This is a genomic window from Vibrio sp. MMH1-50 (genome assembly GCF_022347645.1).
GTDB classification, from domain to species: Bacteria; Pseudomonadota; Gammaproteobacteria; order Enterobacterales; family Vibrionaceae; genus Vibrio; species Vibrio harveyi.
Genome location: NZ_JAKRGG010000049.1, coordinates 15,853 through 31,113, shown reverse-complemented (window position 1 = coordinate 31,113; position 15,261 = coordinate 15,853). Strand labels below are relative to the sequence as shown.

The window sequence follows — 15,261 nt, the reverse complement described above, 5'->3', positions numbered from 1 at the left end:
CTCGTCATTCTGAACAGCGAGGGACGAGCGTGATTCAGAATCTACCAACAAAAAGTGCTGTGGCAGAGGTGTTTCCTCTCGCTTCACAGCACTTTGATATTAGATTCCTGCTCTCGCTTAGGTTCGTCGGAATGACGGGGTCTTTCTTCCCGTCCTAAACAATAAAGCTTGCGCCTTCTTCTGCGCTCGAAACGCTTTGACGAATCACGCTAAAGAAGCCGCGACCCCAAGTCTGTTGTTTCACTTCAGTATCCATCTCTAACAATTCACGGTCAGTAACATCGCTTAGGTTGTTCAGCTCGCCAGTTTGGCAATCAACGCGGATGATGTCGCCATTGCGGACTAAGCCAATCGCTCCGCCACGAATTGCTTCTGGAGAAACGTGGATTGCTGATGGAATCTTACCCGATGCACCAGATAGTCGACCGTCCGTCACGAGCGCGACTTTAAAGCCCGCTTTCTGCACGTTGCCGAGAATTGGCATTAGTTTATGCAGCTCTGGCATGCCGTTCGCTGCAGGACCGTTGTGCGTCACGACCACGATGCAATCTTGGTTTAGCTCACCGCGTTTGTACGCCGCTTCCACTTCGTGTTGGCATTGGAATACGATCGCAGGGGCTTCGATGATGCGCTGATCTTCTTTCACCGCAGAGACTTTCACCACCGCTTTACCCAAGTTACCGTGAAGTACGCGAGTACCACCGGTGTTTTGGAAAGCTTGCGTTGATGCAGCGATCACTTCGCCGTCTTGGCTGCCACCACATGGTGTCCAAGTCAGTTTGCCGTCGACTAGTGTAGGTAGCGTCATTTGGTCTTCGAATTCGCCGAATACCGGTTTCACGTCACGGTGAAGCAAGCCCGACTCGTCCAAACGATGCAATAGCGCAGGTACGCCGCCAGCTTCTTGGAATGCGTTCATGTCAGCTGGACCATTCGGGTAAACGCGCGCCAATAATGGCACCACTTCAGATAGGTCGCTGATGTCTTGCCATGTCAGAATCAAACCCGCTGCACGCGCCACTGCCAACATGTGAATAGTGTGGTTGGTACTGCCGCCCGATGCCAAAAGAGCAATAATGCCGTTGATCAGGCTCTTTTCGGTGACCACTTCAGACAATGGACGGAAATTGGCTGAACCTGCATTCATTGCCGCAATTTTCAGAGCAGCGTGATCAGTCAATGCCTTGCGCAGCTCAGTATGTGGATGGATGAATGCCGAACCTGGCAGCATCAAACCCATTGCTTCAAACACAAGCTGGTTGGTGTTTGCTGTGCCGTAGAAAGTACACGTGCCAGCTGAGTGGTAAGCGCGACACTCCATATCAAGCAGTGCGTCTTTGCCTACTTCGCCCGCCGCGTATTTTTGGCGAACGTCGACTTTCTCTTCATTGCTGATGCCCGTTGCCATCAAACCTGCTGGCACAAATGCCGTTGGTAGGTGTGCGTAAGACAGCGCGCCCATCAATTGTCCCGGTGCGATTTTGTCGCAGATTCCCAGAAGCAAGGTCGCATCGAATACGTTGTGGCTCAGTGAAAGCGCAGTTGATTGAGCAATTAAGTCACGAGAAAACAGTGACATATCCATGCCTGCTTGACCTTGAGTCACGCCATCACACATTGCTGGAACGCAGCCAGCAACTTGCGCGGTGTGACCATAACCAGACAGCACTTGTTTGATTTGATCAGGGTAGTGTTGGTAAGGCTGGTGGGCACTTAACATATCGTTGTAAGCACTGATCAGCGCTACATTCGAATGCGTGAAATCCAGAATGCTTTTCTTTTCTGAAGAACAAGATGCCGCAACAGCGTGAGCCAAGTTACCGCAAGACAGACCGACACGACCTTTGCCCGCTTCGGCTTGGACTTCAGTGCGAGCAAGAAACGCCGCACGCGCCTCTTGGCTGCGCTCAACTAAGCGTTGGGTAACGTCTAAAATTACTTGATGAGTCATGCCATTGCCTCGTCTTGCACTAGGATTAACTCAGCGGCATTCGACACAACGTCTTCGATGGTTGCATCGATGCTGACGAAAATGGTGCGAGGCTCATTTTCTGGGCGCTCTAGGGCTTCGAACTGACTGTTGACCATGTTCTCTTTCATGAAGTGACCTTGGCGAGCACGCATACGCTCAAGGATCAGTTCTTTGCTGCCGTCTAGGAAGAGGAAGGTCACGTTCTCGTTGCCTTCGCGGATTTGGTCACGATAAATCTTTTTTAGTGCCGAACAGACAATAATGCCGTGCTCGTTTTTGCTTTCTAAGCTATAAGCAGCGTCGCGGATACGTTCTAACCAAGGCTTGCGGTCGTCGTCGTTCAGAGGTTGACCTGATGCCATCTTCTGAATGTTTGCTCGTGGGTGAAGATCATCACCATCAATGAATTTACGTCCCAGCTTTTTCGCCAAGTGCTCACCAATTGTGGTTTTGCCACTCGCACAAACGCCCATAACGACGACACTACTACCAGCCATAACTTATCCTCATAACAAATTTGCGCGTGATCTCAATTTTTGAATTCACTTTAAAATATGGGTTTATCTTATTCATGTTATCGGTAACATGTTACCGGTAACTCAAATAAATGTGAACCACAACACAAACAATAATTTTTAAAGGTGAACCCATGGAACAGCTAACCCAAGCTCCAGACCCTACGTTCCTATTAACGATTGCAGTCCTCGCGATTGCGGCGTTACTTGTATTGATTATTAAGCTAAAAGTGCACGCTTTTGCTTCCCTAACTATGGTGAGTTTAGGTACTGCGATTGCGACTGGCGTTTCTTCTGACCAAGTTGTCCCAACCATGATGAGTGGTTTCGGTGGCACGTTGGCTTCAGTTGCATTGCTGGTTGGTCTTGGCGCAATGATCGGTAAGATTTTGGAAGTAACTGGCGGTGCGCAAGTGCTGGCAGATACTTTGATTGGACGCTTCGGTAAAGAGCGCGCACCATTTGCATTGGGTGTGGCTTCACTACTGTTCGGTTTCCCAATCTTCTTTGATGCTGGTCTAGTGGTCATGATGCCAATCATCCTAAGTGTGGCAGCACGCTTTGGTGGTTCGCCAATCAAATACGCACTACCAGCAGCGGGTGCGTTTGCAGTAATGCACGGTTTTGTTCCTCCGCACCCTGGTCCTGTTGCAGCAGCAGAATTTCTAGGCGCAAACATTGGTCTACTGCTTGTTGTTGGTATCCTAGTGGCTATCCCAACTTGGTACCTAGGCGCTTACTTATTTGGTCTGTACGCGGGCAAGAAATTCGATATCCCACTATCAAAAGCGTTCTTCAACGGTGAAACACAAGTTGATGAATCTAAGCTGCCAAAATTTGGCACAGTAATGACCATCCTAGTGCTGCCTGTACTGCTAATCTGTTTAGACACAGTACTGAACACGCTAGCGGTTGCGGGTGTGATTGATGGCAAAACAGCACTGGTTGAGTTCCTGCGTATGCTAGGTAAAACACCGGTAGCACTTCTGATTACTCTGCTTGTGTCTCTTGCGGTATTCGCGAAAGACTACGGCATGGCAAAACTTGAGAAGCTGTGTGGCGACTCATTGGCTCCTATCTGTGGCGTTATCCTAGTAACAGGTGCGGGCGGCATGTTTGGTGGCGTACTGCGTGCAAGTGGTATCGGTGATGCACTAGCAGACGTTCTGACTGACACAGGTATGCCAGTGATCGTAGCGGCATTTGTTATCTCTACCTGTCTGCGTGTTGCTCAAGGCTCAGCAACCGTAGCACTAACGACAACTGCAGCACTTATCGCGCCAGTAGTGGCTGCATCAACTGGTTTGAGCGAGCTAGACCTATGCTTTATCGTTATCGCGATTGCAGGTGGTGCAACAGTGCTTTCTCACTTCAACGACTCTGGTTTCTGGCTAGTATCTCGTCTACTAGAGATGGATGAGAAAACAACGCTAAAAACTTGGACGGTAATGGAAACTTTACTTGGTGGTATCGCGTTTATTATCGTAGCAACATTAAGCTTTATTCTTTAGAGGTTACCCATGACAACACTTGAACAACGATTAAGAGAAATCAAAATCGTCCCAGTTATCGCAATCAACGATGTAGCACACGCTCTGCCACTGGCAAAAGTGTTGGTAGAAAACGGTTTACCATGTGCGGAAGTAACATTCCGCACTGAAGCGGCGGCTGAGTCGATCCGCATCATGCGTGAAGCGTACCCTGAACTGCTGATCGGTGCTGGTACAGTACTGACAACAGAGCAAGTGGACATCGCGATTGAAGCGGGTGTGGACTTTATCGTGAGCCCTGGTTTCAACCCAACGACAGTGAAATACTGTCAGCAACGCAACGTGACAATCGTACCGGGTGTGAACAACCCAAGCTTGGTTGAGCAAGCAATGGAAATGGGTCTACGTACCCTGAAGTTCTTCCCTGCTGAGCCTTCAGGCGGCGTAAACATGCTTAAAGCACTAACGGCGGTTTACCCAGTGGAATTCATGCCAACAGGTGGTGTAAGCCCATCGAACGTGGAAGATTACCTAGCGCTGAAATCGGTTGTCGCTTGTGGCGGTACTTGGATGGTGCCAACCGCTATGATGGACAACGGCGATTGGGAAGGTATTGCTGAATTGGTTCGCGCAGTTAAGTAAAACGCGCAAACGGCTCCGAAATACCCCCGAACGTTTTAAAACGTGAATAGAAAAAGGGTCATCAAGTAATTGATGACCCTTTTTGTTTATCTGCTTAAACCAGCAAAGTGATTCATGCGTGATTAACGCATCGTCACGAACTCTTCAGAACCTGTTGGGTGGATAGCCACAACAGAGTCGAAGTCTGCTTTGGTTGCGCCCATCTTCATTGCTACGCCGAAGCCTTGAATCATTTCATCAACGGTAAAGCCGATGCCGTGTAGACCAACAACCGTTTCTTCTTCGCCAGCACATACTAGCTTCATCTTACATGGTTGACGGTGCTTAGTAACCGCTGTGTACATCGCAGTAAAGCCAGACGTGTAGACCTTGATGTTGTCTTTGCCGTACTTCTCTTCTGCTTCTTGAGTCGTTAGACCGATAGTGCCGATTGGTGGGTGGCTGAATACCACAGTTGGTACCAAATCGTAGTCCATCTTCGCGTTTGGTTTGTTGTTAAACAGACGCTCAGAAAGTTGACGACCCGCTTTAACAGCCACTGGTGTTAGCTCGATACCGCCTTCCATGATGTCACCTACACAGTAGATGCCTTTCACGTTCGTTTCTTGGTACTCGTCTACCTTGATGTAGCCACGATCGTTCGTTGCAACGCCTGTTGATGCTAGGTTGATAGCGTCAGTTGCTGGGTGACGACCGATTGCCCAGATTAGGGTATCTACGTTTTGGCTCTCACCGTTTTCTAGGTGCAGAGTTAGGCTGCCGTCTGCTTCTTTTACCACTTCTTTTGGCACAGAGTGGGTGTGCAGAGTCGGACCTTCTGCGTCCATCACTTCTACTAGCGTTTCAATGATCATTGGATCGAAGCTACGTAGCGGTGATTCTTTACGAACGAATAGGTGCGTTTCTGTGCCAAGTGCATGCAGTACACCTGCGATTTCAACCGCGATGTAACCTGCACCGATCACTGCAACGCGTTTTGGTTGTTCAGCAAGCTCGAAGAAGCCGTTTGAATCGATGCCGTATTCTGCGCCTGGGATGTTTGGAATCGTTGGACGACCACCCACTGCGATCAGGATGTGATCCGCTGTGTAGTGTTCACCATTTACTTCAACTGTTTTCTCGTCAACGAACTTAGCAAAGCCTTTGATAACGTTTACTTTGTTGTTGCCAAGAACGCGGTCGTAAGATTGGTGGATACGACCAATGTAAGCCTGACGACTCTCAACCAGTTTGCTCCAGTCGAAACCTTTTACATCTACATCGAAGCCGTAGTCTTCTGCGTACAGGTTCATTGCTTCTGCAACTTGCGCACCGTGCCACATCACTTTCTTAGGCACACAACCAACGTTTACACAGGTACCGCCAAGGTCTTGAGCTTCGATAAGCGCTACTTTAGCACCGTACATTGCCGCACGGTTTGCTGATGCGATACCGCCGCTGCCGCCGCCGATACAGATATAATCAAAATGAGTCGCCATTACTTTCTCCAAGAGCTTATTAATTTTGTCTGACAATAATTACATTGGGGTGGTGGGTGATGAACTCAACAGCCCAACGGAATTGTTGTTAATTCCATGTCCCTATCATAAATCGAGTCTAGCAATTTCCTAAATGGGAAAAAGTGACATTGCTTATGACAAATAGCGATGAAAGGATAGCAAAGCGGAATAAGGCGCTATTCCGCTTGGTGTTTTTCATGCTCAGGGGAGGGGAAAAGCATTAACCGCAGCAGCTTGTAGACCCACAACCGCCTTGAGCTTGAGCGTCTTTGCCGTCCGCAAGATAAGTGTTGGTTAGGTAGAAATCGCTAAACAGCTGCACGAAATCTTCCGATACTGTCTTCTCTACCAATCCTGATTCTAGGATGTGCTTTTGCCATGCCTGCATTTTTGGCAGACCACAGAAGAAGTCGTAACCAGAATGCGCTTTGACGATGGCAGCGCGATGCAGAAGCGGCAACCAAGCCATGTCCACATTGCTTAGTTCATCGGATTTGAAGAACTTGGTTTCACCAGACAGTTGGTTTTCTGCTTTTTGGAACGCTTTGATCAGTTTCTCTGCTCGTTCTTCAAAGGTTGCTTGGTCTTTGCTGCTCATCGTGCCGCATTGTGCCAAGTAGTGTTTAGAACCTAGGTAGCTCCAAGCTCGGTCTAGTGCGCGTTGTTCGTTTGTCACGCCTTGCTCTAACGGACCGTATTCGTCTTCGATGTATTCGATGATCGCATCCGACTCAAACAGTGCCGTGCCAGATTCTGTCACCATCACAGGCACTTGACCGTTTGGTGAGATATCTAGGAACCATTGTGGCTTATCTTTTAGGTTGATGTATTCAATCTCGTAAGGGATCTGTTTTGCTTCTAGTGCCGCAGTTACGCGTTGAACAAATGGGCAAATTTTAAAACTGATAACTTTAAGCATGGTCATTTCTCTCTATGTTTTAGCTTGTTTACATCCCTAAGACGCAGGCAAAAAAGAAAAGACGAAGCGAAGACGAAAATTTTTAGAAAATAAATAAAAAAAAAGCGCAACGAGGTCATCATTGCGCTTTAAGGTTATGAAATTCAGTGTTTTTTTATTCTGGAACGATCCAGTCGACTTTCCAGTGACCCGTTGCTGGCGCGATCGCTTCTTGCAGGAATGGCAAAATTTCTTTCATCTGGCTTTCCAGTTTCCACGGTGGGTTAATCACGATCATGCCCGATGCCGTCATGCCGCGCTCGTTGGTGTCTGGAGATACGCCCAATTCGATTTGCAGAATTTTGCGAATGCCAAGCCCTTCCAAACCTTCAATCATGTCTTCGATGTCATGGCGGTTTACTACTGGGTACCAAATCGCGTAGATACCCGTTGCCCAACGTTTGTGGCTTTGGTAAATCGCTTGCACGACGTCGCGGTACTCTTTCGCTAGTTCGTATGGTGGGTCAATCAGCACCAAACCACGACGCTCTTGCGGTGGCAGGCTGCCTTTTAGACGCTTAAAGCCATCTTCTTTGTAGATGCTCACCTGACGATCGCGGTTGAACTCTTGCTCTAGTAGCGGGTGATCGGCTGGGTGCAGCTCAGTTAGAACCATGCGGTCTTGTGGGCGGATTTGTGCACGTGCAACACGCGGTGAACCTGGGTAGTAACGAAGATTCTCACCGTTGTTCAATGTTTTGATTGAATCGATGTAGCTTGCGATCTCTTCAGGGATGTTTGAGTTATCCCAAATGCGCGCGATGCCTTGTTTGTATTCGCCCGTTTTCTCAGACCATTCGTGAGTCAGATCGTAGCGTCCCACACCCGAGTGGGTATCGTGATAAACAAACGGCTTATCTTTCTGCTTTAGTGCATCAAGAATGAGGCTTTGAACGATGTGTTTTACCACGTCAGCATGGTTGCCAGCGTGGAAGCTGTGGCGGTAACTTAACAAATTAAACTCTCGAAACACTCTTTGACTGAGTGTGGTCTGTGATTTTCGCGATATGGCGGTATTATACTCAAGTAACTTGAAGAAGTAGAACTTCGATTCAAATCAGTATCACTGATAGGGATTCGCTATTGAAATTTCTTTAAGTCACCCATACTTAGTATGAGTAAACAAATTGAACCTAAGTGGGATTGTGCCGCTCCAATAGAGTGCCAAACCGAACTTAGGCATAACAAGACTCAAGGACAGAGTAAGCGCTCTTTGACCCATTCGGTCATTGCTGCATCGAGAAAGGGAACGGAAATCCCCCCATCCATGTTGTCGGCTTGCCTGTGCATTGAGTTCGCCTACTGTTTTGCAAATACCAATAGAGTCTTTGCAAATGCGAATAGGCAAATACAGAGCCAAAACACAAAAGGAATTATTCATGTCTAATCCACTTCTTACGTTTACGGATCTTCCTCCGTTTTCGCAAATCAAACCAGAACACATTAAACCTGCAGTGGAGCAGGCGATTGCGGATTGTCGTGCCAAGATTGACGAGGTACTTAAAGACAATGCAAACCCAAGCTGGACCAGTGTGATCGCGCCAATTGAAGAAGCGGATGACCGCTTGAGCCGCATTTGGTCACCAGTGGGTCACATGAACTCAGTAGTGAACAGCGAAGCGCTGCGTGAGGCTTACGAAAGCTGCCTACCAATCCTGTCTGAGTACGGTACTTGGGTTGGTCAGCACAAAGGTCTTTACGAAGCGTACAAAGCGATCAAAGCCAGCGAAGAGTACGCGACGCTAACGCGTGCACAGCAGAAGACCATTTCTGATTCTCTACGCGACTTCGAGCTTTCGGGCATCGGTCTACCATCAGATGAGCAACATCGCTACGGCGAAATCAGTAAGCGCATGTCTGAGCTGAGCTCAAAATTCTCCAACAACGTACTGGATGCAACCATGGGTTGGACCAAGCACGTTGTCGACGAAAAAGACCTAGCGGGTATGCCAGAATCTGCACTTGCAGCAGCAAAAGCGGCAGCAGAAGCAAAAGAGCTCGATGGCTACCTAATCACGCTAGATATCCCATCTTACCTACCAGTGATGACGTACTGTGATAACCAAGACCTACGTAAAGAAGTGTACGAAGCGTACGTAACGCGCGCTTCTGACCGTGGTCCAAATGCAGGCAAATGGGACAACACAGAAATCATCACTGAGCAGCTAAAACTGCGTCATGAAATCTCTCGTATGTTGGGCTTCAACACTTACAGCGAGAAATCTCTGGCAACCAAAATGGCAGAGAACCCAGCGCAAGTTCTTGGCTTCTTGAACGATTTGGCAACCAAAGCGAAACCACAAGGTGAGCGCGAAATCGAAGAGCTACGCCAGTTTGCGAATGCGGAATTTGGTGTTAGCGAGCTAAACGTATGGGACATTGCCTACTACAGCGAGAAGCAAAAGCAGCACTTGTTCCAAATCTCGGATGAAGAACTGCGTCCTTACTTCCCTGAATCAAAAGCAGTAAGTGGTCTATTTGAAGTGCTAAACCGCGTGTTTGGTATGACAGTAACAGAGCGTGAAGGCGTGGATACTTGGCACGAATCAGTGCGTTTCTTCGATATCTTCGATGGCGAAGGCACACTGCGCGGTAGCTTCTACCTAGATCTATACGCACGCGAACACAAACGTGGCGGTGCGTGGATGGACGATTGCCGTGGTCGTCGTGTGACGCTATCAGGCGAGCTACAAACACCAGTTGCTTACCTAACGTGTAACTTCAACCGTCCAGTGGGCGACAAGCCTGCACTGTTTACACACGATGAAGTCGTGACTCTATTCCACGAGTTTGGTCACGGTATCCACCACATGCTGACGCAAGTAGAAACAGGCGCGGTATCGGGCATCAACGGTGTGCCTTGGGATGCGGTTGAGCTACCAAGTCAGTTCCTAGAAAACTGGTGTTGGGAAGAAGACGCGCTGGCGTTTATTTCTGGTCACTACGAGACAGGCGAGCCGCTACCAAAAGCGATGTTAGATAAAATGCTAGCAGCGAAGAACTTCCAGTCGGCGATGGGCATCCTACGTCAGCTAGAGTTCGGCTTGTTCGATTTCACTCTGCACACAGAATACGACCCAGAAGTGGGTGCTCGTGTGCTTGAAACCTTGGCAGAAGTGAAAGATAAAGTGGCAGTTGTACCAGCGGTTGAGTGGGCGCGTTTCTCACACAGCTTTGGTCACATTTTCGCTGGTGGTTACAGCGCGGGTTACTACAGCTACCTATGGGCAGAAGTGCTGTCTTCGGACGCGTTCTCTCGCTTTGAAGAAGAAGGCATCTTCAACAAAGAAACCGGTCTAAGTTTCTTGAACAACATCCTAGAAATGGGTGGCAGTGAAGAACCAATGGAGCTATTTAAGCGCTTCCGTGGTCGTGAGCCAGAAATTGATGCGCTATTGCGTCATTCAGGTATCGCAGCGTAATCTCGATTGAGAATGAAAATGGGCAGCCAAGTGGCTGCCCATTTTTTTGTTCTTAGATTCAGCTTTTAGTATCTGATTCAGAGTGTTATGGATTTACGCTGCGATTGATCGGGTTTTGAAGCGAAATCAGCGTCTCGGTGGATTGCACTTCGTCGATCGCTTGAAGCTTATCAATCAATACAAATTGTAGCTCCTCAATCGACTTGCACATCAATTTGACGAATATGTTATACGCGCCTGTGGTGTAGTAAGCTTCTACCACTTCATCGAGGGCATTTAGCTTTTCTAGCGCTGAATGGTAGTCGCGTGCGGCATTCAAGTTGATGCCGATAAAGCAACATACGTCATATCCTAGCTTTTTGGTATTGACGATTACCTCAGTACCTTCGATGATGTCTGCCGCTTTCATTTTCTCGATACGAACGTGGATGGTCGCTGGGCTGACATTAAACTGTTTTGCCATTTCCGCGTAAGGCTTACGCGCATCCGCCATCAGAGTTTTGAGAATCGCGCGATCGAGATCGTCGAGTTTAGGCAAGCTCGCATTCATACAATTATTTCCGTTGGGTATGAGGTTTAAAGTTCATTTTATACTCACAGCGGACAGGATTCACAAGGTTTACGCAGGGATAACCGCGAGGTAGCTCTGAAGTCATGGAGTTGATGTGCCATTTTTTCTGTTTTGCATAGCGATCATGTTCAGTGCTGTCGCTGCGGCGCAAGAGCAAAAAGTCCTCGTTGTTCACTCTTACCATCAAGGTTTCTTCTGGACGGATTCTATCCAGCGTGGTTTCACCCAGCAGCTTGAAGGGCGACAGCTCGATACGCGCGTGTTGTATCTCGATTCCAAGCGTAGCCAAAGCCAGCACTTCTTCAGTCAGCTGGAGTCCCTTTACCGCACTAAACTAGGCGAAGAGCATTTCGACGCGATCGTTGTTAGTGATAACAATGCACTTGCTTTGATGCAGCGCTTATCTTCTGTCATTAAAGACACGCCGGTGATTTTCAGTGGCATCAACAACTATCATCCTTCACTGCATCAGGGGTTGAAGGCGACAGGTGTGATTGAGGATGTCGATCTGTCCGCCAACCTCGCCTTAATTGAGCGTTTGCATCCGACCCACAAACAAATCCTTATTGTCAGTGATCATTCTGTTACTGGGGCGGCACTTCGAGCTCAGATCGAAGACTTTCTTGATAATAACCCAGCATATCGCGACAAAATTCTTCATTTAGTGCCGGAAACGGTAGATGACCTAAAACAACAAGTGTCGCAAATGAGCATCGACAACGTGGTGCTGTTTTGGACTTACTACCGCGATATTCACGGTAATGTTGCGACCGATAAAGACTGGCGTGATATCAACCAAGCCTCTAATGCGCCGCTGTTTATGGTGCATGATATTGGACTTGGGCATGGTGCAGTCGGCGGTGTGATTCAAACCGGTTATCGCCAAGGTTTTGAAGCTGCGAAGTTATTGGCGCAAGTGCTGGATAACCTACAGCAACCTTTACCTGCAATTGTGCGTGCAGAATCGGACATCAAACTCGACTATCAATCGGTTGTGCGTTGGGGTTTAGGCGCAGAACAAGAAGCCTCGTCGGTGTTCTTCAATAAGCCAGTGGAATTTACTGAGCGTTACGCCCGAGAAATTAAACTGTTTGGCAGTGTGCTGGTGGCGATGACCATCGTGATTATGCTGCTTAGTTACTACCTGCATCGCATTCGTCGCAGCGAAAGTATTGCTCGTGAGAGCCAGACGATTTTGGAATCGGTGTTTGACCAAAGTATGCAGTACATGGGCATTCTCGACCAACATGGTTTGCTTAAATCCGGTAACGATCGTCTGCAATCGTTACTTAATCATCAGGATATGCGTGTCGATCGTCCGCTTTGGCATCATAAAAACTGGAGCGAAGACGCACGCCAGTTACTTGCCAATTACTTCCAGTCCAGCCATCGCCAAGTCTCCACTTTTGAAACGGAGATCTGGAGTAAAGAACATGGCGCTATGGTGCTGGAAGTGTCGCTCAAACCGTTTTCTCAGCAGGTGGCAAACCAAGAGCAATACTTGTTTGAAGCGCGTGATATCACCAGTCGTAAGGCGATGGAAGACAAGCTCTACCAACGTGAATCGAGTTTGCGTAACTACTACGAGCAGCAGCCGGTAATGATGGTGACGTTAGATAACAATAACCGCATTCAGGAAGTGAACCGTTTTGCTCAGCAGCTTTTGGGTTATCAGCCATTGGATATGCTGGGGCATCGCCTACGTGAGTTCTATTCGGACGAAAAAGCACTGATTCCTCGCCAAGTGTTATTGCAACCGCAGCAAGTGATGCACGGCGTTTGGCGTCGCGAAATCGAATATCGCCATGCTGATGGTCACCGTGTTTGGGTACGTGAAAACATTCGCCCATTAAGAGATTCCGACCAATTGCTGATCGTAGGTGAAGACATCACTGAGACCAAGAAGCTCGCCAAACAGCTAGAGTATCAAGCACGTTACGATTTACTCACTGACACCTACAACCGCAACTACTTCGAGTTAGAGCTGCAAACCGCACTGCGAGAAGTAGAAAGCCACCGTCGAGTGCATGCAATGTTGTACCTCGATCTAGACCAGCTAAAAGTGCTTAACGACACAGTAGGTCACGATGCGGGTGATGCGGCTATTCAGTTCTGTGCCAGCATGTTGGAAGAAGTGCTCCCATACAATGCGGTCTTGGCGCGTATGGGTGGTGATGAATTTGCTGTGTTGTTGAAAGATTGCGATGAGCACGGTGCAATTAATGTGGCGAAGCAAATCATTACGACCTTGAGTGAACAACTTTTCCGTTGGGAAGACACACAACTGTTTATGAGTTGCTCAGTGGGTGTTCGTATTATCGACCACACCGCCGAAACGCCACAAATGGTCCACGCTCAAGCAGATTCCGCGTGTCATGTTGCCAAAGAGCAGGGGCGGAATCGTTACAACCTATTCAGCTTAGATAACGAAGAGCTGCAACGTCGCCAGTTAGAAATGCAGAGCGTTAATCTGGTGCACGAAGCGCTATCGAGTAAGCGTCTTGAACTGTTTGCTCAGCGCATTGTTAACTTGAGCGGTGAAGGCTCACCATTGTGCTTTGAGATTCTGGTACGTATTCGTGATGCACAGGGCAATTACTTGTCTCCTGGTGTTTTTATCCCAGCTTCTGAGCGCTACAACATTGCGCACTGGATTGATAAACAAGTGATTACCCAAACCCTAGAGTGGTTTGAATCTCGCCCAGAGATAGTAGAAAAACTCGGACGCTGCGCGATCAACTTGTCCGGTCAATCGATGGGTAATCAAGAGTTTATCGACTTCCTGTTGGAGCGTTTGCAGTCGTCTTCGATTCCTTGTGAGAAGATCTGTTTAGAAATTACTGAAACTGCAGCGATGAGCAATATCGACCAAGCGCTCGGCTTCTTCACTCGCGTGCGTACGCTAGGCTGTTTGATTGCGTTGGACGATTTTGGTTCTGGCTTGTCTTCTTTCGGCTACTTAAAGCAACTTCCGGTCGATATCGTGAAAATTGACGGTCTTTTCGTGCGAGATATCAACGTAAACGAAATGGACCGTGTGATGGTGCGTTCAATCAACGACTTAGCCAAGCAGATGGGCAAAGTTACGGTGGCGGAATTTGTTGAGAATGACCAAGTCAGAGAGCTGCTGATCGAGCTTGGTGTCGACTATGGGCAAGGTTATGGCATCGGGCATCCCAAACCTTTGGCTGAACTGGTCGACGAACTCCAACAGCTTTAGCTATCCAGACGAACGTCATCTAACTTCTCCCCAATCTAGCAATTAGAGGCGGGTTGGGTATACACTCAGCGCCAGTTAAACTGATTTTTACTGGAGCCTCCTTTTGCAACTGCAATTGATTTGTGAAGACCCATCTCAACAGTCTCACCTTGATGAACTCGCTGCGCGTTGGCAGCTTTCTCACACTGATGACAGTGACTTTGCCTTAGTCCTCACGACAGAGCGTTTAGAGCTGCGTAAAGTGGATGAGCCAAAGCTGGGTGCGATCTTTGTGGATTTGATTGGTGGTGCAGTAGGGCATCGTCGCAAGTTCGGTGGCGGTAAAGGTCAGGCAATCGCGAAAGCGGCGGGTTTGAACAAAGGCGCAACCCCAACTGTACTGGATGGCACCGCGGGCTTAGGGCGCGATGCGTTCGTATTGGCGTCGTTAGGCTGTAAAGTCCAAATGGTTGAGCGTCACCCAGTAGTCGCAGCTTTGTTGGATGACGGTTTGGCTCGCGCGAAACACGATCCAGAAATCGGTACTTGGGTATCAGAGCGTATGTCTTTGATTCACGCTTCTAGTCATGATGCGTTGGAGCAATTGGCGCAAGATAAAGACTTTGTTCAGCCAGATGTGGTTTATCTCGACCCTATGTACCCGCACCCTGAAAACAAAAAGAAATCGGCATTAGTGAAGAAAGAGATGCGCGTCTTCCAATCTTTGGTTGGTGCAGATCTTGATGCGGATGGTTTGCTGGCGCCTGCAATGGCATTGGCGAGCAAGCGTGTTGTGGTCAAACGCCCTGATTACGCCAACTGGCTTGATGAGCAAAAGCCGAGCATGGTAATCGAAACCAAAAAGAACCGTTTCGATGTGTATGTGAAGGCATCAATGGCGTAATTCAACTAGGGTCTATTGACCTTTTGAGCTGATTTTTGCAGCCGTTTGTGGATTCTTCCTTCTTTATAAACTAAGAAAGAGGCAGAGGC

At 48.3% G+C, this 15,261-nt stretch carries 11 protein-coding genes; 5 read left to right on the top strand and 6 right to left on the bottom strand.

Annotated features, from left to right (window positions below; all coding sequences use genetic code 11):
• Positions 1-154 precede the first annotated feature (154 nt).
• Together edd and MHO32_RS23290 are read right to left on the bottom strand one after the other, a co-directional pair.
• Complete coding sequence (gene edd, locus MHO32_RS23295) at positions 155-1,951, bottom strand: phosphogluconate dehydratase (RefSeq protein WP_239214365.1); 1,797 nt, start codon at positions 1,949-1,951, stop codon at positions 155-157.
• Positions 1,948-2,469 (bottom strand): gluconokinase, encoded by a 522-nt coding sequence (locus tag MHO32_RS23290; RefSeq protein WP_005434599.1) that lies wholly within the window; start codon positions 2,467-2,469, stop codon positions 1,948-1,950. The genes edd and MHO32_RS23290 overlap by 4 nt, the downstream gene beginning before the upstream one ends.
• Positions 2,470-2,621: 152 nt before the next feature.
• Between MHO32_RS23290 and MHO32_RS23285 the strand changes: the two genes are divergently transcribed.
• Positions 2,622-3,998, top strand: a complete 1,377-nt coding sequence (locus MHO32_RS23285; RefSeq protein WP_005434597.1) for a GntP family permease — start codon at positions 2,622-2,624, stop codon at positions 3,996-3,998.
• Positions 3,999-4,007: 9 nt separating this feature from the next.
• Complete coding sequence (locus tag MHO32_RS23280; RefSeq protein ID WP_005430025.1) at positions 4,008-4,619, top strand: bifunctional 4-hydroxy-2-oxoglutarate aldolase/2-dehydro-3-deoxy-phosphogluconate aldolase; 612 nt, start codon at positions 4,008-4,010, stop codon at positions 4,617-4,619.
• 122 nt (positions 4,620-4,741) lie between these two features.
• Here MHO32_RS23280 and gorA read toward each other — a convergent pair whose 3' ends face one another.
• The 3 genes from gorA to MHO32_RS23265 all read right to left on the bottom strand — a co-directional run bounded on the left by gorA (position 4,742) and on the right by MHO32_RS23265 (position 8,031).
• A complete protein-coding gene (gorA, locus tag MHO32_RS23275) occupies positions 4,742-6,097 on the bottom strand; it encodes a glutathione-disulfide reductase (RefSeq protein ID WP_005429991.1) in 1,356 nt (451 codons plus the stop codon).
• Between the two features lie 241 nt (positions 6,098-6,338).
• Positions 6,339-7,043 (bottom strand): glutathione S-transferase family protein, encoded by a 705-nt coding sequence (locus tag MHO32_RS23270; protein ID WP_199453516.1) that lies wholly within the window; start codon positions 7,041-7,043, stop codon positions 6,339-6,341.
• A gap of 148 nt (positions 7,044-7,191) precedes the next feature.
• Positions 7,192-8,031 (bottom strand): 23S rRNA (adenine(2030)-N(6))-methyltransferase RlmJ, encoded by an 840-nt coding sequence (locus MHO32_RS23265; protein ID WP_239214362.1) that lies wholly within the window; start codon positions 8,029-8,031, stop codon positions 7,192-7,194.
• A gap of 424 nt (positions 8,032-8,455) precedes the next feature.
• On the opposite strand from MHO32_RS23265, the gene prlC reads away from it, so the two are divergent.
• Entirely contained in the window at positions 8,456-10,498 is a 2,043-nt protein-coding gene (prlC, locus tag MHO32_RS23260; RefSeq protein WP_239214359.1) for an oligopeptidase A, read from the top strand.
• A gap of 85 nt (positions 10,499-10,583) precedes the next feature.
• Here prlC and asnC read toward each other — a convergent pair whose 3' ends face one another.
• Positions 10,584-11,048 (bottom strand): transcriptional regulator AsnC, encoded by a 465-nt coding sequence (gene asnC / locus MHO32_RS23255; RefSeq protein ID WP_005430014.1) that lies wholly within the window; start codon positions 11,046-11,048, stop codon positions 10,584-10,586.
• A gap of 115 nt (positions 11,049-11,163) precedes the next feature.
• Here asnC and MHO32_RS23250 point away from each other — a divergent pair, with 115 nt between their 5' ends.
• Together MHO32_RS23250 and MHO32_RS23245 are read left to right on the top strand one after the other, a co-directional pair.
• The gene (locus tag MHO32_RS23250) at positions 11,164-14,289 is read left to right on the top strand and encodes an EAL domain-containing protein (RefSeq protein WP_239214356.1); all 3,126 of its coding nucleotides are present in this window, start codon (positions 11,164-11,166) and stop codon (positions 14,287-14,289) included.
• Positions 14,290-14,392: 103 nt separating this feature from the next.
• On the top strand, positions 14,393-15,172 hold the full coding sequence (locus tag MHO32_RS23245) for a class I SAM-dependent methyltransferase (RefSeq protein ID WP_239214353.1): 780 nt from the start codon (positions 14,393-14,395) through the stop codon (positions 15,170-15,172).
• Positions 15,173-15,261: the final 89 nt, after the last annotated feature.